Source organism: Hymenobacter terrigena (assembly GCF_054776515.1).
Genome location: NZ_BAAHBU010000001.1, coordinates 513,814 through 540,323 on the forward strand (window position 1 = coordinate 513,814; position 26,510 = coordinate 540,323).

Consider the following 26,510-nt stretch of genomic DNA (forward strand, 5'->3'; position numbering starts at 1 on the left):
GAGTCGGCCTACAGCGTCACTTCGCTGGTGGTGATTTTGTTGCTCTCGTGCAGGCCGCGGTCCAGGATGCTGATTTCGAATCGGAACACGTCGCCGACATTGAGAACCCCCGGGTGCGTAGCGTCGCCATCGGTGACGAGGGGCAGGAGGTAGCGCAGCTCGCCCCGCAGCGGGGCCGGGCGGCCATCGGCCCCGGTGAGCCGCGGGTAACGGCTATCGTACTCACCAACCTTGCCAAAGGGGGCCGGGGTCACGAAAAACTCGAAATTCCCGGTAACCGGATTTTTCTTGTAGGGTTGGATGAAATAATTCAAGCCATAGCCTTTGCCGTTATGACCGCCAGTGGTGGAGTTGAATGGCGGGGTGTTGAGGTCTTCGGGGTCGAGGCCCAGGTCGCCGTCGCCATCACGAAAGCCCAGCACGAACTCCAGATTATCAGTGTTCGTGGCCGCAATTCGGGTAACTCTAACCTCCTTAAACTCAATTTCGGGTGTGTTTGAGTAATTAGGGGCGCTGAGGCAGCCGCTGAGGCCCGCCCCGGCCAGACTAAAGAAGGCAACTCCGCGCAGGGTACGAAACAGGTTCATAAAGACAGGAAGTGAGAAGTCAGGAGCACAACGGCCGAAACGGCCCCAAAGTACGTTCTTCCCAACGAATAGCCAACCTCGTTGGTTCGGTGGCACCCGCTAATATGGTTATCTGCTCATGAGTTTCCGTTCCGATTTTCTATCCCGCCTACCTTCCATTACGGCCGCGACATTCGAGGCAGCGGCGCTGGCGCTGTTCCGGCACCAGGCTGTGCACTGCCCGCCCTACGCCGCCTACCTCGCGCAGCTAGGCCGCGACCCCGCCACTGTAGCCCGACTTACGGATATTCCGTTCCTGCCCATTGAGTTTTTCAAGACCCACGAAGTGCGCACCGACCCTGCCGGGCACGGACCGACCGGCTGGGAAGCGCAGGAGGTTTTTCTCAGCAGCGGCACCACGCTCCAGCAGCGCAGCCGCCACCTCGTGCGCGAGCCCGCGCTGTACCGCGAAAACGCCGCCCGTATCTTCGAGCAATACTACGGCCCACTCACGGGCTGGACGTTTCTGGCGCTGCTGCCGTCGTACCTGGAGCAAGGCAATTCCTCGCTGGTGGCGATGGTGGACTATTTCGCGCAGCAGTCGGGGCAGAAGCAGCCGGCCTTTTTCCTGCACGACCACGCCGCCCTGCGCACCGCGCTGGCCGAGGCCAAGCAGGTGGCGGGCCGTCGCGTCATGCTCATCGGCGTGAGCTATGCGCTGCTGGATTTCGCCCTGGAAGCTGGCCCCGTGCCGGAGCTGCAAGGCCTCACCGTGCTCGAAACCGGCGGCATGAAGGGCCGCCGCCGCGAGATGATTCGGGAAGAACTGCACGCGGAATTGCAGCAGGCGTTTGGCCCGGCCGGCATTCATTCCGAGTACGGCATGACGGAATTGCTGAGCCAAGCCTATTCGCTCGGCGATGGCCGGTTCCACTGCCCCGCGCCGCTACGAGTGCTGCTGCGCGACCCGTCGGACCCTTTTTCGATTGGTGATAGACCCGATGGGGCCATCAATGTGATTGATTTGGCTAATATCGATTCCTGCGCTTTCATCGAGACGAAGGACTTGGCGCGCATGCACCCAGACGGAAGTTTTGAAGTGCTGGGACGGATGGATAATTCGGACGTGCGGGGGTGCAATCAGATGGTGTAAATATCAGCGGAATAAAGTGCATTACCTTAGCTTCGCAAAGCTGACTACATAGTAGCTTAGTCTTGCAACCTTTAGATTTTTGGAAACCCAAGTGTTAGTGGCAATTACAACTGACCACTGATTTAAGTAGTGATATTTACTTTTCTATTGACGTACCGTTAAACAGCTTTAAAAATGAGGGTTTTGCTAATATTAATATTTGGTTTGACAGCATCTATGACTTTTGCTCAACAACAAACAAAGTCTGACACTGCTAAAAAGGACAAAATAGAAATGCTAGATTCGATTTACCCAATAGAAAATATTGCGAGTATTAAAGTGACAAACAATAATGGGAAACATACTTTGACAATGAAAGAATTAACGGCTCTAAAATTGGAGCTCAAACAAGCTAAATTTGCGGGTGGGCTTTTAATTAAGCCCAGTCATATTTTGTTGGATATAAAACTTAAAGACAATGCAGTAGCTAAATCGGGGTTTGTTTATGCTTCGACGGGTGCAATTCATTTTGAAAATGGAATTGACAGGTTTAAGCAAAGATTTAGTGGAACCTTCTACTTGCCAACAAAACTAAATTTTGATAACTATAGATAATGTTGATAGCGAATTTTTAAATGCTGATATACAGCCGAGCGGTAGGCTATTGGTGACTAAAAAAGCAGCGCCAGAATCGTTTGATTCTGGCGCTGCTTTTTTAGTCACAGTATGTTTGTGTTGTCTTTCATTTTCCCGCAAATGCTTTCGCGTCGCCTTCCGAAATAGTGTCGTCACTCATAATTACGAGGCGCTCCACCACGTTGCGCAGCTCGCGGATATTGCCGCGCCAGTCCAGGCCTTTGAGGTATTCCAGCGCGGCGGCATCAATTTTCTTGGGCTTGTTGCCGTAGTCGGCGGCGATGTCGTTGAGGAACTTTTGAATCAACTCGGGGATGTCTTCGCGGCGGTCATTCAGCGAAGGAACCTGAATCAGAATCACCGAGAGGCGGTGGTAGAGGTCTTCGCGGAAGTTCTTGTCGGCGATTTCCTGGAGCAGGTCTTTGTTGGTGGCGGCGAGGACGCGTACGTTTACTGAAATCTCCTTTTCGCCGCCCACGCGGGTGATTTTACTTTCCTGCAATGCCCGCAGCACTTTGGCCTGGGCCGAGAGGCTCATGTCCCCGATTTCGTCGAGGAAGAGGGTGCCGCCGTCGGCCTGCTCGAACTTGCCGATGCGCTGCTTCACGGCCGAGGTGAAGGAGCCTTTTTCGTGGCCGAACAGCTCGCTTTCAATCAGCTCCGACGGGATGGCGGCGCAGTTTACTTCCACCAGCGGGCCGCTGGCGCGGTTGCTGAGCTCGTGGAGCTGGCGGGCCACCATCTCCTTGCCGGCGCCGTTGGGGCCGGTGATGAGGACGCGGGCATCGGTGGGAGCGACCTTTTCAATGGCTTTGCGCACGGCCCCGAGGGCGGCCGAGGAGCCTACCATTTCTGAGCCTTTGGTGACGGAGAGCTTCTTTTTGAGCGTCTTGGTTTCGGTGACGAGCTTGGTGCGGTCGAGGGCGTTGCGGACGGTGACGAGCAGGCGGTTGAGGTCGGGGGGCTTGGGCAGGAAGTCGTAGGCGCCTTTTTTGGTGGCTTCCACGGCCGTGTCGATGCTGCCGTGGGCCGAGACCATGATGAAGGCGGCGTCGGTGCCCATGGCCTGGGCGCGGGTTAGCACTTCGAGGCCGTCCATTTTGGGCATGCGGATGTCGCAGAGCACCACGTCGTATTTCTGCTGGATGAGCAGGTCGAGGCCGGCGGGGCCGTCTTCGGCCTGGTCGACTTTGTAGTTCTCAAATTCCAGAATCTCCTTCAGCGTGTTGCGGATGGCTTTTTCGTCGTCGATGATGAGGATGCGGGGCATGCGGGGCGGAATACGGATGGAATGCAAACAGAAAGCAGCGAAGGTAACGAAAAGCGGCGCTTGGAGTTTAAGGGCCTAGTAAACAACAATTGCGGTCAGTCGTTGCTACACCGGTCTGCAAACCGCTTTACCTTCGCTCAATCCAACCCAAATTCCCCGCATGAAAAACATCATAACCCGTCCGCTGCTGCTCACGGCGGCGCTGGCTGGCAGCTTCAGCCTCTACTCGCTTACCAGCCGGCCCGCCCTCGCCCCCGACCCTAATAATGCCGGCCTGAAGCTGCCCGCCGGCTTCGGGGCGCTGGTGGTGGCCGAAACCGGCGGCCGCGCCCGACACCTCACCGTGACGCCGCAGGGCAATATTTATGTGAAACTCAATAAGCCGAAAGACGGCAAGGGCATTCTGGAGTTGAAGCCTAACGCCACTGGCAAGGCCACCGTTTCGGGTGGTTTCGGGAGCTACGGCGGTACGGGGATTTACGCCAAGGGCGGCTATCTCTACGCGTCTTCGGATGAGGACGTGTACCGCTATAAGCTGGACGCGAAAGGGGAGGTGACCAACCCCACGCAGCCCGAGAAAATCGTGTCGGGCCTGCTGAACCGGGGCGAGCACGAAAGCAAATCCATTGTGCTGGACAATGCTGGGAATATTTACGTGAACATCGGGGCTTACTCGAACTCCTGCCAGGTGAAGGACCGCGAGAAGGGCTCGATGGGCCGGCAGAACTGCCCGATTCTGGATTCGGCGGGCGGCATCTGGCAGTTCCGGGCCGATAAGGCGGGGCAGACGTATGGCTCGGGTACGCGCTACGCCACCGGCCTGCGCAACGTGGTGGGCCTCGACTGGAACACGCAGAACAACCAGCTTTTCGTGATGCAGCACGGCCGCGACCAGCTCCACGACATCTTCCCCGAGATGTACACCACCAAGCAGTCGGCCGAACTGCCGGCCGAGTGCCTCTACGAAATCACCAAAGGAGCCAATGCCGGCTGGCCTTTCCTGTACTACGACGGCCTGACGCACAAGAAAATACTGGCCCCCGAGTATGGTGGCGACGGCAAGAAGCTGGCCGACCCCAAGTACCTGGAGCCCACCGCCGCCTATCCCGCCCACACCGCCCCCGACGGCCTGCTGTTCTACACCGGCACCATGTTTCCGGAGAAGTACCGCAACGGCGCATTCATCGCCTTCCACGGCTCCTGGAACCGCGCCCCGGAGCCCCAGAAAGGCTATTACGTGGTGTTTCAGCCCTTCAAAAACGGCAAGCCGAGCGGCCAGTGGGAAGTGTTTGCCGACAACTTCGCCGGCTCTCCGGAGAAGGTGGCCAGCGGCCGCGCCGACCACAAACCCTGCGGCCTGGCCCAGGGCCCGGACGGCTCGCTCTACGTGAGCGACGACAAGGCCGGCACTATCTACCGCATTGTGTACAACCAGAAATAAGCGTGTTCGTGAAGAAGTCTTTTGCCATTCTAGCCCTGCTGGCTCTGACCAGCGCCCCGGCCTTCGCCCAGAAAAAACCGGCCGCCAAAACTGCCGCCAAAGCGCCCGCTGCCTCGGCCGGGGTACTCAAGGGCAAGTCCATTTACACCCAATACTGCCTCACCTGCCACCAAGCCGACGGCCTCGGCGTGGAGGGCATGAACCCGCCCCTGGCCAAAACCGACTACGTGCTGGGCGACAAAACCCGGCTGATAAGTGTATTGGTCAATGGCCTGAAAGGCGAGGACATCAACGGCGAGGAATACCACGGCGTGATGCCCTCGCAGGCCTACCTCACCGACCAGCAAATGGCCGACGTGCTCACCTACGTGCGCAATAGCTTCGGCAACAAAGCCAGCGCCGTGACCGCGGCCGAGGTGAAAGCCGTGCGGGCCACCAATAAGAAGTAGCACCTGGGCTACGGGGCAGCCCCGACGCTTGGAAACAAAAAAGGCCACTCCCGCACGGGAGTGGCCTTTTTGATGTGAGGTGATGGGTCTGTAAGCCGGGTTTTGTCCGTGGCCGAAGCCACTGCCTCACCATTTATCTAGGCCAGTCCTCGCGGAAAGGCTCCATCAACCTACCCGCTGGCGCCGGACGAGCCGCCCGGTGCGGCAAGCTACTTGCGCAGCTTGCCGCGTACCAGCTTATTTGGTCTTTCAACCCCTGAGGTTTACCCAGCCGGGACGATTGCCCGCCCGCTGGTGCGCTCTTACCGCACCTTTTCACCCTTACCGGCACCGGCCCGAAGGCTGGCACGTAGGCGGTAATTTTCTGTGGCACTCGCTGTCCTGGTTCGCATTATGCTTGCCAGTCCTTCCCGTTAGGAAGCAAGGTGCTCTGCGTTGCCCGGACTTTCCTCGTCGCCCGAAAGCGCCGCGGTGAGGCGACCCATCACTGCGGGCAAAGGTACGCACGCCGCCGGAATGGAAGTATACGTGCCCCGAATGACCTGAAAGGACATTCGGGGCTTGTTTCTGCTCGAAAGAGGCCCATTCAGAAAGTTTCGCGGGGTAATCAAATTAAATTATTGCAATTATAAATTAAATATATACATTTACAATTGTACTGACGCGACGGCTACGCTTATCAGCCCTGCCCATTACCCCCCGGGTACCCGTTCCCCCACCGGCCCCGGCAGTAAAGTCGATTCCCATTCCTGGTGTGGCTGTGAGTTGTTCGCGCTGCCCCTTCCCCTCGGCCCCCTCTCACGGGAGGGGCAGGGCTGCTTGTGCCACTTTTTCCCCTTTCCATATGGCTGATACTTCCTACTCCCGCTTTTATGTCGGCACGGTTTGCACGCGTTTGCTGCTGATTTGCTGCTGCTTCCTTATGGCCCCGGCGCTGCGGGCGCAGCAGGCCACGGAGGAATGGGCCGCGTACTACAATGGCCAGGGGCGCATGTCGGCCGGAGCCCCCATTCTTCCCGGCGAACCCATTTCGATAGCGGTGGACCATGCCGGCAACAGCTACGTCACCAGCACGGCGCTGGACAGTGGCGCGACGGTCTCGAAAATGGTGACGATAAAGTATTCGCCCACCGGCGAAAAGCTCTGGGTACGCACCTACGCTGGTGGCAGTGCCCGGGCCATTGCGGTGGACAATACCGGCGGCGTCTACATCACGGGCACCGTGATAGACACCTACTCCTATACCGACTACCTGACCGTGCGCTACGACGACGCCACGGGAACGCAAAGCTGGGCCCGCACCTTCAACGCCCCCTACGGCGACCCCACCATAGGCCGGGACAACCCCATTGCCATCGCCGTAGATAATGTCGGCGGCGTTTACGTCACGGGCACCAGTTCCCGGGCCAGAGCGAGTGTCTACAGTACTGTGCGCTATGACGCGGCCACCGGAGCCGAGAGTTGGGCCAGGATACACGGCACTTTCTCCGGCGCCCGAGCCATTGCGGTAGACAACGCCGGCAGGGTCTACGTCACCGGGACCAGTCGCGACAACCCTACCACCGTCCTCCAACGCTACTACGACACGGTGTGCTACGACGCCGTCACGGGCGCCGAGGATTGGGCCAATACCTACAACCCCATTGTAAGTACCAGCACGTACAATTTTAGCGATGTTAGCGCCATCGCGGTGGACAACAGTGGCGGGGTTTACGTCACGGGCACCGGCCATGGCGGCCAGGCCACGGTGCGCTACGCCGCGGCTACCGGAGCCGAGAACTGGGTGAGCACCTACTCCGGCAGCAGCGCCCAGGCCGTTGCGGCGGACAACACCGGCGGCGTATACGTGACGGGGACCAAAAACGGGGACTACGTGACCATTCGCTATGCCGCGGTCACGGGGGCACAAAGCTGGGCCAGCACGTACAATGGCCCGGCTAATGGCAACGACGACGCCCGCACCATTGCGGTGGATAACAGCGGCGGGGTGTACGTCGCGGGCATCAGCCCCGGTGTTTCGGATAATGACTATGCCACGGTGCGCTACGCGGCGGCCACGGGCGCGCAAAGCTGGGTGAGCCGCAACAGCGGCCCGGCCAGCGGCAGCGACGACCAGGCCCGCGCCCTGGCGGTAGACGCCGGGGGCGTCTACGTCACAGGCAGCAGCCAGCCGCCTTGGGCCAGCCCAATCCTTTACACGGTAAAAATCCAGGCCGCTACCGGCGCGGCCGGGTGGTCGGATGCATATTCCGGGGCCGCCAGTCTGTGGGACCTGGCGAAGTCGATAGCGGTTGATAACGCCGGGAACAGCTACGTGACCGGAACATCCAGCGGTAATACAGTGGGCAGTATCAGGGTGGTAACGGTAAAGTATTCGCCCGCCGGCCAACAGCTCTGGGTGAGCGAGTACAGTGGCGGGCAAGCCAGTGCTATTGCGGTAGATAATGCCGGTGGGGTGTACGTCACGGGCTATAACAACCTCTACGGCACCCCTGGTGGTGACTATGTAACGCTGCGCTACGATGCTGCCACGGGCGCGCAGAGCTGGGTCAGCTTCTACAACGCCCCCGACAACGGCGACGACAGGCCCCGGGCCATTGCCGTGGACAATAGCGGCGGCGTCTACGTCACGGGCTCAACCAATGGCGCAAGCCGGGACTTTGCCACGGTGCGCTACGCGGCGGCCACGGGCGTGCAAACCTGGGCCAGTCGCTATAATGGTCCCGCCAATAGCTATGACCAAGCCTTTGCCATCGCCGTGGACAACAGCGGCGGCGTCTACGTCACGGGCCTAAGCAATAACGGCGTACTCTACGATAACGACTACGCCACGGTGCGCTACGCCGCCGCCACGGGCGTGCAAACTTGGGCCAGCCGCTACAATAGCCCTGCCAACGGCGACGATGCGGCCTATGGCATCGCTGTAAACGGCGGCGGCGTCTACGTCACCGGGATATCAGATAAAGACATGGCTACGGTGCGCTACGCCGCCGCTACCGGGGCGCAAAGCTGGGCCAGCCGCTACAACAGCCCCGCTAACGGTGACGATTTGGCCAGCGCAATAGCCGTGGACAATGCCGGTGGGGTTTACGTCACGGGCCGTACCGACAGTTTCGGTGCCAACCACGGTGACTATACCACGATGCGCTACGCCGCAGCCACCGGGGCGCAGAGCTGGGTCAGCACGTACAATGGCCCGAGCAACGGTTACGACGAGCCCTGCGCTATTGCCGTGGATAACAGCGGCGGCGTCTACGTCACGGGCAACAGCCTCAATACAGCTTCAACCGGAACCTTCACCGTGCGTTACAATAGCCTGGATGGTTCGGCTGCATGGGGAAAAAGGAATGAAATCCTCAGACCCATAGGTTTGGCCGTGGACAATAGCGGCAACGTGCTGGTGACCGGCAGCAGCACCGGGGCCGTCAACGGCCCCGACTTTCTTACCCTGAAATACAGCCAGGCGCTGGACAACACCTATGCCTTTTACCGGGCCATCAACCTAAACGGCCCGGCCCTGACCCTGGACGGCCATGCCTGGGCCGGCAGCACGGCCCCCAACTATTCTACCAATGGGGCAAGCTTCCAGAGCCAGAACGTGCCCTTGGTGCCAGCCACCGACGCGGCCCGGGCGGGCATGATTCGGGCCTCGGTTTACGGCCCCAACCTGAAACTGACGCTATCGGCCGTGCCGGCCGGCACCTACATGGCCTACCTCTACGTGTGGGAAGACAATAACCCGGAAGTGTATAGCCTGAGCCTGAACGGGCAGGTGGTGCGGGCCAACTACAACAGCGGCCCGGCCGGCACCTGGGCCAAGCTCGGGCCTTACCCGGTCACGCTTGCCGCGGCCGGCAGCATTCGGTTCACCACCTCCGGCAGCGGCTGGGCCAACTTTTCTGGCGTTGAGCTGTGGCAGCAAATCGGTGCGCCACCAGTCGCTCGCCTGGCAACCGCCAGCCAGCCGCAAGCCGAACCCCTGGGGGCTTTCCAAGTGCAGGCTTACCCCAATCCCTCGGCCACCGGCCGGTTCACGCTGGTGTTGTCCGAGGGGTTACAGGGCCCGGTGGCGTACGCCCTGGTGTCGGCGCTGGGCCAGCAGGTGGGAACCGGCCTGCTGCCCGCCAACACCGCCGGCGCGGCGGTGGAGCTGGACCTTTCCCGACAGATGGGAAGCGGCGGCATCTACTACCTGCTGCTGAACAGCACCCAGGGCCAAGCCCGCCTGCGCCTGGCGCGCGAGTAAGCATGAAGACGCCCGCGCTCTGGGAAATAAGTAGGGAAATCGGTATATTTAGGTAGCAGCAGAGGCGAGCTGAACGCTAGTCGTGAGCGCCGCCCCGGCCGCAAAAAGCGTCTGTTGCCGATGGGGTTGCGGGAAGAGATGAGCTGTGTAGCAACCCTTCACTTTTATCCATCTCACGGCCATGAATGAGCAACAGAACACCCAGATAGTGCAAAGCGGATACGAGCTGTTTGGCAAGGGCGATATCCCCAACTTGCTGAAGCTGTACACCGACGATGTTGAGTTTATTATTCCCGGCGCGGCGCAGGGCATTCCGTATGCCGGCGTGTACCGCGGCAAGGAAGAGGTGGCCACGTTCTTCACCAAACTGCACGAGGCCATGGAATTCGAACGCTTCGAGCCGGTGGAATTCATCGCGCACGGCGATAAGCTGGTGGCGCTGGGCTACGGCAAAGGCCAGGTTCGGGCCACGGGCCACTCCGAAGAAGAAGAATGGGCCCACGTCTTTCAGATGCGGGACGGGAAAGTGTCGCGCTTCCAGGTCTACACGGATACGGCGGCGGTAGCGCAGGCCTTCCAGAGCAGCAGCCAACTGGCGATGTAAGTTGCGAGAGCCACGGCTCACGATTTGGTGGTGCCAGAGCACCGCGTTGCCCGGACTTTCCTCATCCAGCAGCGTACCTCTGCCGCGGTGATGGGTCACCTCACTGCGGCAGAGGTACGCTGCTGGATGAGGCTGCTGCTGCCCAAGCGTCTGCAATTTTATTTAATCTATACCAGTAAAAGAAAATCAAAACCAGTTCAAGCCGAAATGAAAGCTTAAAGTCGTCCTGGAAAAAAGGCATTGCAAACATTGAAACAATGCACAGGCCCACGCCAATAATGGCATCTGCCCGCGCAATGGCAATGCCCCTATCTTTCTCAAACCATAGCTGATAAGCGCTATAGCCTTTGAAAAGCATCACGGCAATGAGCAAAAGGCCAATTTGAGACAGGGGAGCCGTTGTTTCAAATCCGTAGAACGACAAATTAGCTGGATAGCCCAGCAGCCCAGCAAGCAAGCAAATAACGGCAACTGCCCCCATGAGCATAAATAGCCAGCAGAATGCTTTTATCCACCAGGGAAGCAAGTCTCTTCTGCGAATAGGAAGGCCGCCGAAAAACAACGAATTGTCACTGTTTTGCATATAGCTATTTGAAGTAGAAGGCTAAATATAGCCACTACTTCCCCTCCCACACATTATCCTTCGGGTTGCTGTCCGGCACGAGGGTGCTGCCCAGCGTCACGTGCTTCAGGGGCTGCTTGGTGGGGACGGGTACGGTGATGGAATTGGCCCCCGTTTCCCAAACGGCGATGCTGCGGTGAATTTTCTGGGTGGTGTTGTCGGCGAAGGTGATGGTGAGGTCGACGGGGACGGGCTTGTTGCCCTTGGCCTGCACCTGGATGTCGTAGCCGCCGGCGGCGCTTTTTGTGACGCGGGCGATGGCCAGGTCCGGATAGCCATCATCGAAGAACCAGCGCTGCCAGAACCAGTTGAGGTTGCGACCCGCGCCGGTGTTCATGCTGTTGAAGAAGTCGTAGGGCATGGGGTGCTTGCCGTTCCAGTTGGTGATGTAGGTGTGCAGCGCCTGCGTGAAGAGCTTGTCGCCGAGCATATCCTTCACGTAGAGGTAGCCCATGCCGGGCTTGGGGTAGGAGTTGAGGAAGAAGGGCATGCCCGTCTGCTGGGTGCTGAGCGTGGTGATGGGCAGGTCGTTTTCGGAGGCGGCGTTTTGGGCGTAGCGGGCCACGCCGTAGTCGTCGTCGAGCTTGGGGTCGATGATGCCCGAAATCAGCCACTCGCCGATGGTGGCCCAGCCCTCGTCCATCCAGCCGTACTTGGTTTCGTTGATGCCCATGTAGAACGGGAACATCGTGTGGAAGATTTCGTGGTCGGTGAGGGTGATGGCGTCCTCGCGGGTGGCGGTGGGGTTGTCGTTCACCATCATGGGGTACTCCATCTGGTCCAGCCCGTCGAACACGGTTTCGTGGGCGTAGGGGAAGGGCCAGCGGGGGAAGGTGTAGCTCATGGCCTCCACCGTTTTGCGGCTGAAATTGATGACTTCCTTGTAGTCCTCGTGCTTGGGATTGTAGGCGGCATCGACGCGGGTGCGGCGCTTGGTGGCGGGGTCTACCACCAGGCTGGTGCTCTGCCACACGTAATGGTCGGCGGTGGCGAAGACGAAGTCCGTCACGTTTTTCGCCTCGAAGCGCCAGGTGTTCTGGTCGGCCTGGGCGGTGATGTCACGCCGCTTGGCGTCGTCCTCGCCGATGATGCTCACCACGGCGTCCTGCTGCTCGGCGTCGCGCAGGCGCTGCGCGTATTTGGGAGCGAGGACTTCGGGGGCGTTGGTGAGGTCGCCGGTGGCCCAGACCACGAAGTTTTTGGGTACCGTGATGGCGGCTTTGAAATTGGCGAAGTCGTTGTAGAATTCCTGGTCGCCGGTGTAAGGCACCTTGTTCCAGCCGTCGAGGTCGTCGTACACGGCGATGCGCGGGAAGAAATAAGCCACGAAATCGGCTCCGGGCTCAATCTCGCCGGTGCGCTGGTGCGAGCCTTTGTTGAGGGTGTAGGCATAGGTGGCGCGCACCGTGGCCACCTGGTGCGCCTTGAGGGCGCGGCGTAGCGTCACGGGCATATTGGTGGCATCGGGGTTCAATTTGCTCACATCGAAGGTTTCGCCGTTGATGGTGAGGTTGAATATTTTAACGCCGTCGCTCACATCCTCCGGGGCGATGGCGCGGCTGCGGGGGGCGCCTTTCTGGTAGAGGTTGGGGTAGAGCTTGAACCAGATTTGCCGGAGCGAATCGGGGCTGTTGTTGATGTACTTGATGTCGACCGTGCCGGACACGAGGCGGGTGCCGGGGTTGAAATTCACGGCCAGGTCGTAATCGGCGGTGTTTTGCCAGTAGCGGGGGCCGGGCGCGCCGGTTTCGGCGCGGGTGCCTTTGGTGTAGGGGGCTTGCAGATTGCGCGGCAAGGGCAGCGGGCGCTGGGCCAGGGCAGGGCCGGCCAGCAGTAGCAGGGCAAAGGGGAGGAAACGCATGAAGGGGAAGAAGCAGAAGAAGCGACGGCAGCGCCGCCAAAGCACAAAAGAACGGTGGGCAAGGCGAAAGACCGGATAGCAGCCCGCACGATGCAGAGGCGGGGCCTGCCCCCGCCCGTCGTGGAACGGAATCGTCGAAACAGTGCGACCGGCGGGCGGGGGCAGGCCCCGGCTCTACATCATTCAGTCCTAGAACACCTGGAGCGGCACGGCGCTCATCACCGTCAGGCCTAACTGGCCGGCTTCGTTGCCTCCCCACATCCAGAGGGTGCCGTCGTCGCGCACGGCGGCGGAGTGACTGCTGCCCGCGCCAACCGACTGCCACTGCTGGCCGCGAAACACCACGGCGGGCTGCTGGCGCGCGTCGGTGGTGCCGTCGCAGAGCTGGCCGGAGCTGTTGTAGCCCCAGCCGTAGAGGGTGCCGTTGGTGTCGAGGGCCTGCGCGTGGGTGGTGCCCAAGCTGATGCTGCGCCAGCCGCCGGTGGCCGGGGCGGGTAGTTGACGCAGCTCGTGCGGAGCCTCGGTGTAGGGGCCGGCGGGGGGCTGGCCCCACATCCAGAGGCTGCCATCGGGGCGCAGGGCCAGGAGCTGGCCGTTGCCGGCGTAGGCGGCCTGCCAGGTTTGGCCGGGGGCGAGGGCGGTGGGCGTGGGGTAGTTCGGGGCGGGGTCGGGCTGGGCCTGCGGATTTTCGCCCCAGCCCCAGAGGCTGCCGTCGGTGCGCAGGGCTAGGCTGCTGGCAACGCTGGCGCTGACACTGCGCCAGTGGCTGTCGCGGCCCACCTGCCGGGGCTCGAAGTAGGGGTCAACGCTGCCGATGCCGAGCTCGTGCCGCTCGTTTTCGCCCCAGGCCCAGAGGGTGCCGTCGTCGCGCACGGCCAGGGTGTGCGAGGGGCCGGCGCTCACCGACTGCCACCGCATCTCGTTGTTGATGGCGGTCGGCCAGAAGCAGTCCTTTAGCAGTTGGCCCACCCCGAGCTGGCCCGAAAAGTTGGCCCCCCAAGCGTGGAGGGTGCCGTCATCGCGCAGGGCCAGGCTGTGGGCCATGCCGGCCAGCACGGTGCGCCAGCCGCCGTAGCGGGTAATCTGCACCGGCTCGGTCCGGTCGGTGATGGTGCCGTCGCCGAGCTGGCCGTAGCCGTTGTTGCCCCAGGCCCAGAGGGTGCCGTCGGTGCGGATGGCCAGCGTGTGCATGCCGCCGGCGCTCACGCTGCGCCAGTTGCGGTCCTTGCCCACTTGCAGAGGAATAGGGTTAGCGTGCGCGCCCAGGCTGCGGTGCCCCACCTGGCCCTGGTCGTTGTAGCCCCAGGCCCAAATCTGGCCGTAGGACCGCAGCGCCACCGAGTGGCTGGCCCCGGCACCGAACCCCTGCGCATCCCAGTCATTGGCCGAGTCCACGCGCACGGGGGCGTAGCGCATTTCGGTGCTGCCGTCGCCAAGCTGGCCGGTTTGGTTTAGCCCGAAGGCGTAGAGATGGCCGCTGCGGGGCGTATCGCCGGATTCGCTGCTCAGGGCCAGGGTATGCAGTTCGCCGGCACTCACATTTTTCCAGCTGCTGCCCGTGCCCACGCGGGTGGGGGTGAGGCGGTCGTTCGGGTTGTCGTCTCCGAGCTGGCCGCAGCCGTTGTTGCCCCAGCCCCAGAGCGAGCCGTCCGCGCTGACGCCCATGCTGTGGTGGGTGCCGGCGCTCACAGTGCGCATCCGCACGGCCCCGAGGCTGACGGGGCGCAGGCGTAGCTCGGTGGTGCCGTCGCCCAGCTGGCCCTGCTCATTATAGCCCCAGGCAAATACCTCGTCGTCGGTGCGCACGGCCAGGGTGTGGCGCAGGCCGGCGCTCACGCTGCGCCAGCGGGTGTCGGTGCCGACCTGGGTGGGGGCCTGGTGGCAGATGGTGTTGTCCGGGCCCAACTCGCCCAGGAAGTCGTGCTCGTTGTAGCCCCAGGCCCAGAGGGTGCCGTTGGCGCGCACACCCACCGAATGGCTGTCGCCGGCGCTCACGCACTGCCAGTCGGTGGCGGTGCCGATTTGCACGGGCCGGTGGCGGGTTTCGCTGGTACCGTCGCCTAGTTGACAATAGCTGTTCTGACCCCAGGCCCAGAGGGTGCCGTCGGTGCGGATGGCCAGGCTATGACCGGGGCCGGCGGCCACACTGCGCCAGTCGTTGTCCTGGCCTACCCGAACGGGGCCGTTGCGCGGGGTGGTGGTGCCGTCGCCGAGCTGGCCGTAGCTGTTGCCGCCCCAGGCCCAGAGCGAACCCTCGGCCCGAATGGCCAGCGAGTGATACCGGCCGGCGGCGGCGTAGAATGCGCCCGTGGGCAGCAGGGGCAGGGCGCGTAGCAGTGGCTTGGCGGCGGGGGAGTTGTCGGGCATCAGGAAGAGAAAAAAGAAATGAAGGGGAAGGGCACAATCGGCCCTAAATATATTCCTCCGGCCGTGCCGGGGCACCCCGCCGGCTCACGCCCGCACCAGGCCGGCGGGTGTGAGCACCTGCTCGCCGTGCCAGCGGTAGCCCACCAGCTCGCCGCCCCGGGCCACACTGTAGTCGAGGCACACGGAGTGGGGCGTGAGCAGCCGGGGCTCGCCGCGCAGCCAGTAATGGCCGAAGAAAACGGGCGTTTCGTCCTGGTAGTAGCTGGCGTTGGGAAGGGCGGCTACATCTACGGGCTGGCCGGCCAGCGCCTCGATGGGCTCGAGGAAATAGTCGTTGTAAGTAGAGGTGGCCGGGTCGCGCCACCAGGCGGTGCGCATCTTGGTGCGGCGGTGGCCGTCTTTGTCGAAGAAATGGTGGGTGCCGGGCAGGGCGGTTTCGTGCCCTTTGAGGGTGATTTCGACGGCATCCATCTCCGCGCAGCCCTTGCGGCTGGCGCGCAGCAGGAACTCGGGCGTGAGGCGGTCATCGGGCAACTGCGCGCGCAAGTAGGCAATGTAGCGGGCGTCCCAGCAGGCGTGCACCACGCGCAGGCCGGGCAGCTCCAGAAACAGCGGCAGCGTGTAGAACCACGCCAGGTATTCCTGCCATTCAGCAAAAAGCTCTTTGCTGCGGAATTCCTTAATGGTTTCGATGTGCTGCAGGATGTGGTTCGGGAGGTGGGGGCGCACGTGCCCGCCGCCGGGATAAAAGCTCCAGAAAGCAAGCGCGTTGTACTCGTGGTTGCCCATCACGGCCAGGGCCGCGCCGCCGTCCACCATGCCGCGCACGATTTGCAGCGTCTCGCGGATGGCCGGCCCGCGGTCGATAAAGTCGCCCACGAAAATGACCTGCCGGCCGCCGGTGTGGCGGTACACGCCGTGGGTGTCAGAGATATAATCGAGTTGCCGGAGCAGTTGCCGCAGCTCGGTAGCGTGGCCGTGGATGTCGCCGATGAGGTCGTACATGGGGGAAAAGGAAAGGAATGACAGGAGGAAGAGCCAGCCCGTTGGGCAGCCTGGAGTAGTTTCGGCTTAAATGTAAAGCCCAAACGATGTAGGGGCGGGGCTCGCCCCTGCCCGGGCGTTTGCGCAAAACCAACGATGCCGTTCAACGACGGGCAGGGGCAAGCCCCGCCCCTACAGTTGCTTCCCCAACCCCCATTAACGAAACACAGGCCCGCACAACTGCTGTGCGGGCCTGTTCGGGGCAGCAGATACGGGCAAGCGGCGGGGTTCAGCCGCTCAATGGGGCCAGCTGCCCGGCTTAGACGTGGCTGCCGGCGGGCACCAGCAGGGTGTAGGTGGCGCTCTGGCCCCCCACCACGTTCTTCTTCAGGTAGTAGGCGTAGTAGTCGCGCTGCTCGGCCACGGCGGGGTTACCATTGGGGCGGTTGTCGAAATAGGGCAGGTGCGTGACGGTAGCCAGGGGCGTAAACTCCTTCTCGCCGGTGCAGCAGCACCAGATTTGAATGGCATCGAAGCCATTCTTCACGCCGCCAATGCTGGGATGAATGCCGTCCATCTTTGGCTTGAGCACGGGGGCCTCGGCGGCCACGCGGTCCATCGGCTTGGCGGAGGTGGTGTTCAGCTCCAGGAGGTTGAGCACATCGGCCGGCACGTTCATGGTGTTCTTGATTTGCTTCACACCGGCCCGCACGGCCACCGCAGTCAGCTCCTCCTGGTCGTTGAGCCTGCGCTGGGCCGTGTCCAGGTTTTTTTGGGCCGTATCGCGCTGCCCGAAAGCATCTAGCTCGGCCTGCGCCCCGTCGGTAGCGGCTTTGAAGGTGTCTTTGGGCAGCTTCATCAGCTCAGTGGCCTCGTCGATGGCATAGACAAAGTTTTGGAGAAAAAGCCGTCGCTCGGCTTCGCGTCTGGGGTACCAGTCAATGGGCATCTCGTAGAAATAAAATGTGGCGGGATTAATTATTATCCGAAGGCGAAGCCAAAATTAGGCGCGGGGCAGCTGCTGAATAGCGGGTAAATAACTGATTTTGAAAACACTTACTTCTACGTGGTTGCCACACCGGTCCCCAGGCTTTGGCAAAGGCCTGTGAATGCCCACCGGCCTCCCCCGTCATCAAAAGCCTGCCAACGGTCCCAACCGCAGCCTTGCTTTTATCAGGGGTGCGCTTCCCACGGCCGGCGGTGCGCTCCCCATTCCTAGCGGGGAGCTCCCCATTTCCGGCGGGGAGCTCCCCATTTCCGGCGGTGCATTCCCCACGGCCGGTGGGGAGCCCTCCAGCAGCAAAGCCCTGCTCCCAAAGCCGCTGCCTGCTTCCACCCCATTGCCCACAAAAAAGCCCCCAGCCATTGGCCGGAGGCTTTCGGAAACTACCCCGGCCGACATGCAGGCGGCCGAGAATAGCAGGGGGGCGCTTACTCCACCGTGAGGCGCAGGGCGCGGGAGCCGGCGCGTACCACATACACGCCGGTGGGCAGCCCGGCGGGCAGCACCAGGGCGGCGGTGCCGGCGGCATCAGCCGTGGCGGTGGTCACGGCCCGGCCCAGCGCATCGAATACCGTGACCAGGGTGCCGGGCTGTGCGCCCGTGAGGGTGACCGCGCCGCCGTGGGCGGGGCCGTGCCCGGCAGGGTTGGGGTAGAGAGCGAATGGGTGAATGGGTGAATGGGCGAATGCCACGCTGCGCACGGGCGAGTAGCTGAAGCTGCCATCCGTGTCCAGCTGCTTGAGGCGGTAGTAAAGCGTGGCCGCTCCGGCGGGCAGACGGACATCCAGCAGCTCGTAGGCGCGGGGGGCGCTGCTGCTGCCGGCGGCGGCCACCGTGCTGATGCGCCCGAAGGCCTTGCCGTCCTCGCTGCGCTCCACCTCGAAGGCCTGGCTGTTCTTCTCCGTGGCGGTGGCCCAGGCCAGGCGCACGGCGGTGCTGCCCTCGGCCGTGGCCGTGAAGGCAGTGAGCTCCACGGGCAGGGGTTTGTCGCCGCCGTTGAGGTAGAACTCGGAGAAGTGGTCGGGCACGGCGGTTTCGCTCACGAAGAAGTTGCTGCCGGCGGGGCCGGCCGTGGTGGCGGGCGTGAGGAGGCGGCGCTCGGCGGGGTTGCCGTTGTTGGCCAGGTCGCAGTCCTCATTCGGGCCGCTGTACTGGGTCAGGCGCAGGGCGGCCAGGGTGGGCACGTTGGCCGGGTCGGCAATCTTTAGCTGGTCGAATTCCGTGGTCAGGGCGTAGAAGCGCACGCGCACCGTGCTGCCGGTGAAGGGGCCGGCGCTGGTGGTCAGGTGCCAGTTGCGGCCCAGGTAATAGTGGCCCTTGCCGTCGACGCGCACGGGCGCGGCCGGGTCGGCCCGCAGCAGCTCGGCGCTCACGGTGCCCAGGTTCAGGCCCTGGGTGTTGTAGGCCAGCGCCACTTGGCCGCCGGCCAGCAGGTAGTGCCAGTTGCTGTCGGGGCCGGTGGCGGCGGCCGTGGCGCTGGTGCAGGTGCCCACGGGGAGGGTAGCGGCATCGGCCACGTTGAGCAGGGTGAACGCACTGGCCGGGCTGGTCCCGTTGGCCGTAGTAACGCTGACGGTGGCCCCGGCCCCCACGGGCACCGTTGCGGTGAGCGAGGTAGCCGAGCTGTAGGCAACGCTGGCCGCGGCTACCCCGCCGAAGCTGACGCTGCTACCGGCGGTGAAATTGCTGCCCGTGAGGGTAACCGTTTGCCCGGGCAGCTCGGCGGCCGGGCTCACGGCGGTGAGGGTGGGCACCGCCGGCAGCGCCACGGTAAACAGCAGGCCGTTGGTGGTGCCGCTGGGCGTGGTCACGGTGAGGGTGTAGGTGCCGAGGGCCAGGCCCGCGGGCACGCTCAGGCCACTGATGCTGCTGCCGGTGCCGTTCACGGTGAAGCCCGAGTTGATTACCGCCGTGCTGCTGCCGGTGAAGGTGATGGCCGTAGCGCCCTGCAGGTTGGCCCCGGTCAGGACGATGGCCGTGCCCACGGGGCCCTGGTTGGGGCTCACGCTCAGCAGCGCCGCGCCAAATTCATAGGCCCCCCGGTCGAATACGCCCGCGCGGGGAACCCCGATGATGTCGGTGGTGGGGGTGGTGGTGGCCGGGTCGCTGGCGTTGATGGCCGGGCTGCCGGCCTGCAGTTCCAGGCCGTCGTCGGCGGTAGCAAACACGTTGTCGGCTCCGTCGGGGTCGGCCGCGTTCACGAACAGCGGGTCGGCGGTGGTCACGCTGCCGGCCGGGTTCACGGTGTAGTTGTTGGTGGCCGAGCTCAGAAAGTCGCCTACGGTGGAGTAGCTCACGGTGAGCGTGGTGGCGGCGGCCACTTTGAAGATGTTCTGGCGGTTGGCCGTGGGGCCGGTGTTGTTCCAGAGCAGGCAACTCTTCACTGTGCCGCCCGCGCTGGTGTCGTAGTAGAGCCCGCCGCCGTTGGTGGTGGCGCTGTTGCCGCTCAGGGTGCAGTTAGTCAGTGCCGGCAAGGAGCTGAGGCTGTACATGCCCCCGCCCAGGCTGGTGGCCGTGTTGCCGGTCAGTAAGCAGTTGGTCAGCCGGGCCGTTGAGTTGCTGGTGTTGACCAGGCCGCCGCCACTGGTGGCGGCATTGCTGCCGAACGCACAGTTGGTGAGCGTGGGCGAGGAGCCGGCATTGTAGAGTCCGCCACCGGTATTGGAGGCCGCGTTGCCGTTGAAGACGCAGCCGCTTAGCGTGGGCGAGGAGCTGGTATTGTAGAGCCCACCGCCGTTGAAGGTGGCCCGGTTGCCGGTGAAGATGCAGCTGGTGAGCGGGGGCGCGGAGCTGGTGTTGTAGACCCCGGCCCCGCTGTTGGCCAGGTTGCTATTGAAAGCACAGCCCGTCAGGTTGGGGGCTGAAGCGTTGGTATCAAACAGGGCCCCGCCGCTGGAAGAGGCGTTGTTGTTGAGGAAGACGCAGTTGGTGAGCAGGGGCGAGGCGCTCACGTTGTAGAGGCCGCCGCCGTTGAGGACCGTGATGCTGAACCCGCCCACCGTGACGCTGCCCGCGCCCGTGGCATTGCCGCCGCGGATGGTCAGGCCGTCGAGCGCGGTGGCCGAGGCCGCCGTCACGCTCACCGCCACTACCACGTGGTAGGCATTCTCCGCGTTGCCCGTCAGGCTGAGCGTGGCCCCGCTGCCGCTCACCGCGTCATCGCCCAGGAAGTCGCCGCTGAGGACGGTGGCGTGGCCCGGCGTGCGGTCAGCCAGCGCCGCCTCCGTGCCCACGAAGCCCCCGTACAAACTCACCCCGCTCTTCAGCAGGAAGGTGCGGCTGCGCGCATCGGGCGGACTGACGCTGCCGTTGGTATCGTAGCCGGGCTTGTACGTGCCCTGCGCCACCCAGATATTGGTGATGCTGGTGCAGGTGCGGGCTAGCTCCAGGGCGTCGGCCAGGCTGGCGTAGGCCGTGGCCCAGCTGCTGCCGGTGCCGGGCGTGGGGTTGGCCGCGTTCACGTACAGGCGCGTGCCGCCGGGGCAGGTGGGCATCGGGGCCTCGTAGGCGCCCTGGTCGAAGGTGCGTACTCGTGCGGTCCCGGTGATGTCGGTGGTGGGGGTGGTGACGTTGGGGTCGCCGGCGTTGATAACGGGGCTGCCGGTTTGCAGTTCCAGGCCGTCGTCGGCGGTGGCAAACACGTTGTCGGCCCCGTCGGGGTCGGCGGCGTTCACGAAGCGCGGGTCGGCGGTGGTCACGCTGTTGGCCGGGTTCACGGTGTAGTTGTTGGTGGCCGAGCTCAGAAAGTCGCTCACGGTGGAGTAGCCCACGGTGAGCGTGGTGGCCGCTGCGGTTTTGAAAATGTTCTGGCGGTTGGCCGTGGCGCTGGTGTTGTTCCAGAGCAGGCAGTTTTTTACCGTGCCGCCCGCGTTGGTATCGTAGTAGAGCCCGCCGCCGTCAGTGGTGGCCGTGTTGGCGCTCAGGGTGCAGTTAGTCAGTGCCGGCGAGGAGCCGAGGCTGTACATGCCCCCGCCCAGGCTGGTAGCCGTGTTGCCGGTTAGTACGCAGTTGGTCAGGTTCGGCGGGCTGATGTTATTGTAGAGCCCACCGCCCAAAATGGCCGTGTTGCCGCTGAGGACGCAGCCGGTCAGCACCGGCGCGGAGTTGACGTTGTAGAGGGCCCCGCCGTTGGTGGTGGCCGCGTTGCCGCTCAGCGTGCAGCCGACGAGCCGGGCCGTGGAATTATTGCCGTTGAACATCGCGCCACCGTAAGCCGCCGCGTTGCCGGTAAACGGACAGCTGGTGAGGGTGGGTGAGGAGTTGTCGTTGGCCATCCCGGCCCCGCCCAGGATGGCTACGTTGGCGCTAAAGGCACAGCCCGTCAGGCCGGGGGCCGAGTTGTTGGCGTCATACAGGGCTCCACCATTATCGGCCGCGTTATTGGTAAACGTACAGCTGATGAGCAGCGGCGAGGCCCCGCTGTTGTGCATCCCGCCGCCGTTGTTGTTGGCGATGTTGTAAGAACTCACGGAGTAGCTGTCGCTTCCGTTGGCATTGCCCCCCCGGATGGTGAAGCCGTCGAGCACGGTGGCCGCGCTCACGCTCACTGCCACTACCACATGGTAGGCATTCTCCGTGTTGCCCGTCAGGCTGAGGGTGGCCCCGCTGCCGCTCACCGCGTCATCGCCCAGGAAGTCGCCGCTGAGAATGGTGGCGTGGCCGGCCGTGCGGTCGGTCAGGTTTGCCTCGGTACCCACGAAGCCGCCGTACACGCTCATCCCCTCGCGCAGCAGGAACGTCCGGTTGCGCGGGTCGGCCGGGGCCACGTTGCCGAAGGCATCGTAGCCGGGCCGGTAGGTGCCCTGCGCTACCCATACTTCGAGGAAGTTGCTACAGGCGCGGGCCTGCTCCAGGGCGGTGGCCAGGCTGGTAAAGGCCGTGGCCCAGGTAGTGCCGTTGCCGGGCGTGGCGTTGGCCGCGTTCACGTACAGGCGCGTGCCGCTGGGGCAGGCCGGCACGGGTGCTTCGTAGGCCCCCTGGTCGAAGGTGTTCTGGCGGGGCGCACCCGTGATGTCGGTAGTGGGACTGGTCACGCTGGGGTCGCCGGCGTTCACGACGGGGCTGCTGGCCTGCAGGGCCAGGCCGTCGTCGGTGGTGGCAAACACGTTGTCGGCTCCGTCGGGGTCGGCCGCGTTCACAAACTGCGGGTCGGCCGTGGTCACGGCCGTGGCCGTGTAGTTGTTGGGGGCCGTGCTCAGGTAGTCGCTCACGGTCGAGTAAGACACGGTAAGGGGCGTGGCGACGACTGCCGTCTTGAAGATGTTCTGGCGATTGGCGGTGGGGCCGGTGTTGTTCCACAAAATGCAGCCCTTTACCGTGCCGCCCCCGTCGTTGTCGTAGTAGAGCCCGCCGCCATTGGTGGTGGCCGTGTTGGCGCTCAGGGTGCAGTTGGCCAGGTTCGGCGCGGCGTTGCTGCTGTACATGGCCCCGCCCACGCTGCTGGCCGCATTGCCGGTCAGCACGCAGTTGTTCAGGTTCGGCGCGGCGGACACGATGTTGTAGACGCCGCCGCCGCTGCCCGCCGTATTGCCGCTGAAGACGCAGCCGATGAGATTCGGCGCGGAAGAGTCTCGGTTATAGAGCCCGCCGCCATTGTCGGCCGCGTTGCCGCTCAGCACGCAGCTGGTGAGGTTAGGCGAGGAGGAGACATTGTAGAGCCCGCCGCCGGAATTAGTGGCCGTGTTGCCGTTGAAGTTGCAGCCGCTCAACGTGGGAGAAGAGTTGACGTTGCAGAGCCCCCCGCCCGCATCGGTGGCCGCGTTGAGGGTGAATAAGCAGTTGGTCAGCCCCGGCGCCGAGGCAGAGGAGTTGTAGAGCCCGGCCCCAATGGTGGCGGTGTTGGCGCTGAACGTGCAGCCGCTCAGCATGGGGGAAGCAGAGGAATTGTAAACCCCGCCGCCGTTGGCCGCCGCGTTGCCGCTCAGCGTGCAGGTGGTGAGCCGGGGCGTGGAGCTGGTATTATACAGCCCGCCACCCTGGCCCGCCGTGGTATTGTTGCTGAACGTGCAGTTGGTCAGGTTCGGCCCGGAGTTAGCGGTGTTGTACATGCCGCCGCCCACGCCGGAGGCCGTATTGCCGCCGAAGGTGCAGCCATTCAGCGTGGGGGAAGCGCTGCTGTTGTAGAGTCCGCCGCCGCTGGTGGCGGAGTTGGCACTCAGCGTGCAGGTGGTGAGCGTGGGCGAGGAGCCGCTATTGTATATCCCGGCCCCGTTGGTGGCCGTGTTGCTGGTGAAGGTGCAGGTGGTGAGCACCGGCAAGCCGCTGGTATTGAACAGGCCGCCGCCATTGGTGGCGGCATTGCTGCCGAACGCGCAGTTGGTGAGCGTGGGCGAGGAGCTGGTGTTGTAGAGCCCGCCGCCGCTGGTGGCGGCCCGGTTGCCGGTGAAGGTGCAGCCGGTGAGCGTGGGCGAGGAACTGGTGTTATACATCCCGGCCCCGTTGGCCGCCGTGTTGCTAGTGAAAGCACAGCCCGTCAGATTAGGCGCCGAGGCGTTGGTGTCGAACAGGCCCCCGCCGTTGCTGGTGGCGGCATTGTTAAGGAAGGTGCAGTTGGTGAGCAGCGGCGCGGCGCTCACGTTGTAGAGGCCGCCGCCGCTGGTGGCCGCGATGGCGAAGCCGCCCACCGTGACGCTGCCCGCGCCCGTGGCGCTGCCGCCGCGGATGGTTAGGCCGTCGAGCGCCGTGGCCGAGGCCGCCGTCAGGCTCGCGCCCAGCAGCACGTGGTAGGCATTCTCCGCGTTGCCCGTCAGGCTGAGCGTGGCCCCGCTGCCGCTGGTCGCATCATCGCCCAGGAAGTCGCCGCTGAGGATGGTGGCGTGGCCGGGCGTGCGGTCGGCCAGTGCCGCCTCCGTGCCCACGAAGCCCCCATACAGGTTCACCCTGCTGCGCAGCAGGAAGGTCCGGTTGCGCGGGTCGGTAGGAATGGCGTTGCCATTGGCATCGTAGCCGGGCAGGTAGGTGCCCTGCGCCACCCAGATTTCGGTAATCGGGCAAAAGGAGGTGCGCTCCAGCGCGTCGGCCAGGCTGGCGTAGGCGGTGGCCCAGCTGCCGCCGGTGCCGGGCGTGGGGTTGGCTGCGTTCACGTACAGGCGCGTGCCGCCGGCGCAGGCCGGCACGGGCTGGTATTCGTAGGCCCCTTGGTCGAAGGTGCGCGCCCGTGCGGCGCCGGTGATGTCGGTGGTGGGGGTGGTGACGTTGGGGTCGCCGGCGTTGATAACGGGGCTGCCGGTTTGCAGTTCCAGGCCGTCGTCGGCGGTGGCAAACACGTTGTCGGCCCCGTCGGGGTCGGCGGCGTTCACGAAGCGCGGGTCGGCGGTGGTCACGCTGCTGGCCGGGCTCACGGTGTAGTTGTTGGTGGCCGTGCTCAGGAAATCGCCCACCGTGGAGTAGCCCACGGTGAGCGTGGCGGCGGCGGCCACTTTGAAGATGTTCTGGCGGTTGGCCGTGGCGCTGGTGCTGGTGTTATTCCACAAAATGCAGCCCTTTACCGTGCCGCCTGCGTTGGTGTCATAGTAGAGCCCGCCGCCGTTGGTGGTGGCCGTGTTGGCGCTCAGCGTACAGTTGGTGAGTGCCGGAATGAACGAAGAGCCGGACGTAACCCCGCTGCAATACATGCCGCCGCCCAGGCCGCTGGCCCGGTTGCCGGTGAATACGCAGTTGGTGAACACGGGTGTAGTCCCGTAGAGAGAAGCCGCATTGCATACCCCCCCGCCGTTGCCACCGGCCTTGTTGCCGCTTAGCGTGCAGCCCACCACCGTGAGCGGGGCAATGGAAGAGTTGGATACGCCGGTGTTGTAGATGCCGCCCCCGTTGCCGGCGGTGGCCGTGTTGCCCGTAAACGTGCAGCCGGTGAGGAACTGTCCTACAAAACCACTGGAAAAGAGGGCGCCGCCGGTGCCGCTGGCCGTGTTGTTGGTGAGCAGGCAGCCGGTGAGTGTCACTAGGCCATACGTGATGCTGCCGGTGGGCTGCGTGTACAGGGCCCCGCCCGAGGCAGCGGTGTTGCTGCTGAGGGTGCAGCCGGTCATCGTGATGGTGGTGGAGGAGGTGCCCAAGGTATTAAACGTATACACCGCGCCGCCCAGGCTGGCGGAGTTGCCGGTGAGCTGGCAGTTGTTCAGAACCGACCCGGCGCCGTCGATGCAGAGCGCGCCGCCCTGGCCGCTGGTGGCGGAGTTGTTGCTGATGGTGCAGCCCGTGAGCACCGGGGTGGCGCCAAAGTAGCTGTACATGGCACCGCCCTTGCCGTTGGGAGCCGTGTTGCCGGTCAGCGTACAGTTGTTCAGCGCGGCCTGGGAGCCGGAGTCGTTGTATAGCGCGCCGCCCTGAGGCGAGGAGTTGCCGGTGAAGGTGCAGCCGTTGAACGTGGGGCTGCCCTGGAGAAAGGCCGCGCCCCCCTTGGGGGCCGAGTTACCCGTGAAGGTGCAAGTGGTCAGCACTAATCCCGTGCCGCCGTTCAGGCTGGTTAGCGCGCCGCCCCCAGTCGTAGCGGAGTTGCTGGTGAAGGCGCAGTTCGTGATAGTGCCCGGGCCCGATGCCCGGTACACGCCCCCGCCAAAATAGGCCGCGTTGCCGGTGAAGGTGCAGTTGCTCAGGGTGAGGGCATCCGTGTACAGGCCCCCACCGTAGTTGCCCGGCACGTAGGTGCCGCCCACGTACATGCTGCCGCCGCTGGCGTTGCCGCCCTGAATGGTGCAGCCGTCGAGCCCGGTGGCGGTGCTCACATTCACCGCCACCACCACGTGGTAGGCATTCTCGGTATTGTTGCTGATACTGAGCGTGGCGCCGCTGCCGCTCACTGCATCGTTGCTACTGAAGTCGCCGCTGAGGACGGTGACGTGGCCGGCCGTGCGGTCGGTGAGGGCCGTCTCGGTGCCCACGAAGCCGCCGTACAGGCTCTGCCCGCTTTTGAGGTAGAACGTGCGGCTGCGCGGGTCGGCGGGGGCCGCGTTGCCGGCTCCATCGTAACCGGGCAGGTAGGTACCCTGCGCCACCCAGATGTCGGCCACGGCCGGGCAGGCGTGAGCTACTTCCAGGGCGTCGGCCAGGCTGGCGTAGGCCGTGGCCCAGCTGCTGCCGTTGCCGGGCGTGGGGTTGGCTGCGTTCACGTACAGGCGCGTGCCGCCGGGGCAGGTCTGGGCGCGGGCGACGCGGCCGGCCAGCAGCATGGCCAGCAGGGCCAGCAGCAGCGTTAGCTGGGCCAGCGGCCCGGTGCGGCGGGCCCGCGCGGCCCACGAAATCAGATAGGTAAAGACAACCATGCAGGAGATGGGAGTGCCAGCTCCCGGGGTAAGGCACAAAGCCGAGCGCAAGGCGCGGTGCCCGCTTAA

General features: G+C 63.9%; 14 protein-coding genes and 1 other RNA gene. 6 read left to right on the plus strand and 9 right to left on the minus strand.

What is annotated here, in order from left to right:
* Positions 1–8 precede the first annotated feature (8 nt).
* The gene (locus tag ACYU7Q_RS02000; protein WP_460607760.1) at positions 9–587 is read right to left on the minus strand and encodes a hypothetical protein; all 579 of its coding nucleotides are present in this window, start codon (positions 585–587) and stop codon (positions 9–11) included.
* Between the two features lie 118 nt (positions 588–705).
* On the opposite strand from ACYU7Q_RS02000, the gene ACYU7Q_RS02005 reads away from it, so the two are divergent.
* Together ACYU7Q_RS02005 and ACYU7Q_RS02010 are read left to right on the plus strand one after the other, a co-directional pair.
* Complete coding sequence (locus ACYU7Q_RS02005) at positions 706–1,719, plus strand: acyl transferase (RefSeq protein WP_460607761.1); 1,014 nt, start codon at positions 706–708, stop codon at positions 1,717–1,719.
* A 216-nt stretch (positions 1,720–1,935) separates the two neighbouring features.
* Complete coding sequence (locus ACYU7Q_RS02010) at positions 1,936–2,313, plus strand: hypothetical protein (RefSeq protein ID WP_460607762.1); 378 nt, start codon at positions 1,936–1,938, stop codon at positions 2,311–2,313.
* 127 nt (positions 2,314–2,440) lie between these two features.
* Here ACYU7Q_RS02010 and ACYU7Q_RS02015 read toward each other — a convergent pair whose 3' ends face one another.
* On the minus strand, positions 2,441–3,604 hold the full coding sequence (locus tag ACYU7Q_RS02015) for a sigma-54-dependent transcriptional regulator (protein ID WP_460607763.1): 1,164 nt from the start codon (positions 3,602–3,604) through the stop codon (positions 2,441–2,443).
* Between the two features lie 160 nt (positions 3,605–3,764).
* Here ACYU7Q_RS02015 and ACYU7Q_RS02020 point away from each other — a divergent pair, with 160 nt between their 5' ends.
* Together ACYU7Q_RS02020 and ACYU7Q_RS02025 are read left to right on the plus strand one after the other, a co-directional pair.
* A complete protein-coding gene (locus tag ACYU7Q_RS02020) occupies positions 3,765–5,045 on the plus strand; it encodes a PQQ-dependent sugar dehydrogenase (protein WP_460607764.1) in 1,281 nt (426 codons plus the stop codon).
* Positions 5,046–5,053: 8 nt separating this feature from the next.
* Entirely contained in the window at positions 5,054–5,494 is a 441-nt protein-coding gene (locus tag ACYU7Q_RS02025; RefSeq protein ID WP_460607765.1) for a c-type cytochrome, read from the plus strand.
* A 75-nt stretch (positions 5,495–5,569) separates the two neighbouring features.
* Here ACYU7Q_RS02025 and rnpB read toward each other — a convergent pair.
* Positions 5,570–5,982: RNase P RNA component class A (gene rnpB / locus ACYU7Q_RS02030), an RNA gene on the minus strand.
* A gap of 356 nt (positions 5,983–6,338) precedes the next feature.
* On the opposite strand from rnpB, the gene ACYU7Q_RS02035 reads away from it, so the two are divergent.
* Together ACYU7Q_RS02035 and ACYU7Q_RS02040 are read left to right on the plus strand one after the other, a co-directional pair.
* A complete protein-coding gene (locus ACYU7Q_RS02035; RefSeq protein WP_460607766.1) occupies positions 6,339–9,740 on the plus strand; it encodes an SBBP repeat-containing protein in 3,402 nt (1,133 codons plus the stop codon).
* 181 nt (positions 9,741–9,921) lie between these two features.
* Entirely contained in the window at positions 9,922–10,344 is a 423-nt protein-coding gene (locus ACYU7Q_RS02040) for a nuclear transport factor 2 family protein (RefSeq protein ID WP_460607767.1), read from the plus strand.
* A 100-nt stretch (positions 10,345–10,444) separates the two neighbouring features.
* Here the strand turns inward: ACYU7Q_RS02040 and ACYU7Q_RS02045 are convergent, their stop codons facing one another.
* The 6 genes from ACYU7Q_RS02045 to ACYU7Q_RS02070 form a co-directional block, all read right to left on the minus strand.
* Positions 10,445–10,927, minus strand: coding sequence for a hypothetical protein (locus ACYU7Q_RS02045; protein WP_460607768.1), 483 nt, complete (start codon positions 10,925–10,927; stop codon positions 10,445–10,447).
* A gap of 34 nt (positions 10,928–10,961) precedes the next feature.
* A complete protein-coding gene (locus ACYU7Q_RS02050; protein WP_460607769.1) occupies positions 10,962–12,827 on the minus strand; it encodes a M1 family metallopeptidase in 1,866 nt (621 codons plus the stop codon).
* 189 nt (positions 12,828–13,016) lie between these two features.
* The gene (locus ACYU7Q_RS02055; protein ID WP_460607770.1) at positions 13,017–15,194 is read right to left on the minus strand and encodes an RCC1 domain-containing protein; all 2,178 of its coding nucleotides are present in this window, start codon (positions 15,192–15,194) and stop codon (positions 13,017–13,019) included.
* Between the two features lie 84 nt (positions 15,195–15,278).
* Entirely contained in the window at positions 15,279–16,199 is a 921-nt protein-coding gene (locus tag ACYU7Q_RS02060; RefSeq protein WP_460607771.1) for a metallophosphoesterase family protein, read from the minus strand.
* Between the two features lie 298 nt (positions 16,200–16,497).
* Positions 16,498–17,127: a hypothetical protein gene (locus tag ACYU7Q_RS02065; RefSeq protein ID WP_460607772.1), complete on the minus strand. Its 630-nt coding sequence runs from the start codon at positions 17,125–17,127 to the stop codon at positions 16,498–16,500.
* Positions 17,128–17,609: 482 nt separating this feature from the next.
* A complete protein-coding gene (locus ACYU7Q_RS02070) occupies positions 17,610–26,441 on the minus strand; it encodes a beta strand repeat-containing protein (protein WP_460607773.1) in 8,832 nt (2,943 codons plus the stop codon).
* Between the last annotated feature and the right edge of the window lie 69 nt (positions 26,442–26,510).

Coding starts and splice junctions, on each gene's coding strand:
- ACYU7Q_RS02000 (WP_460607760.1), bottom strand. CDS start 587: ATGAACCTGTTTCGTACCCTGCGCGGAGTTGCCTTCTTTAGTCTGGCC.
- ACYU7Q_RS02005 (WP_460607761.1), top strand. CDS start 706: ATGAGTTTCCGTTCCGATTTTCTATCCCGCCTACCTTCCATTACGGCC.
- ACYU7Q_RS02010 (WP_460607762.1), top strand. CDS start 1,936: ATGACTTTTGCTCAACAACAAACAAAGTCTGACACTGCTAAAAAGGAC.
- ACYU7Q_RS02015 (WP_460607763.1), bottom strand. CDS start 3,604: ATGCCCCGCATCCTCATCATCGACGACGAAAAAGCCATCCGCAACACG.
- ACYU7Q_RS02020 (WP_460607764.1), top strand. CDS start 3,765: ATGAAAAACATCATAACCCGTCCGCTGCTGCTCACGGCGGCGCTGGCT.
- ACYU7Q_RS02035 (WP_460607766.1), top strand. CDS start 6,339: ATGGCTGATACTTCCTACTCCCGCTTTTATGTCGGCACGGTTTGCACG.
- ACYU7Q_RS02040 (WP_460607767.1), top strand. CDS start 9,922: ATGAATGAGCAACAGAACACCCAGATAGTGCAAAGCGGATACGAGCTG.
- ACYU7Q_RS02045 (WP_460607768.1), bottom strand. CDS start 10,927: ATGCAAAACAGTGACAATTCGTTGTTTTTCGGCGGCCTTCCTATTCGC.
- ACYU7Q_RS02050 (WP_460607769.1), bottom strand. CDS start 12,827: ATGCGTTTCCTCCCCTTTGCCCTGCTACTGCTGGCCGGCCCTGCCCTG.
- ACYU7Q_RS02055 (WP_460607770.1), bottom strand. CDS start 15,194: ATGCCCGACAACTCCCCCGCCGCCAAGCCACTGCTACGCGCCCTGCCC.
- ACYU7Q_RS02060 (WP_460607771.1), bottom strand. CDS start 16,199: ATGTACGACCTCATCGGCGACATCCACGGCCACGCTACCGAGCTGCGG.
- ACYU7Q_RS02065 (WP_460607772.1), bottom strand. CDS start 17,127: ATGCCCATTGACTGGTACCCCAGACGCGAAGCCGAGCGACGGCTTTTT.
- ACYU7Q_RS02070 (WP_460607773.1), bottom strand. CDS start 26,441: ATGGTTGTCTTTACCTATCTGATTTCGTGGGCCGCGCGGGCCCGCCGC.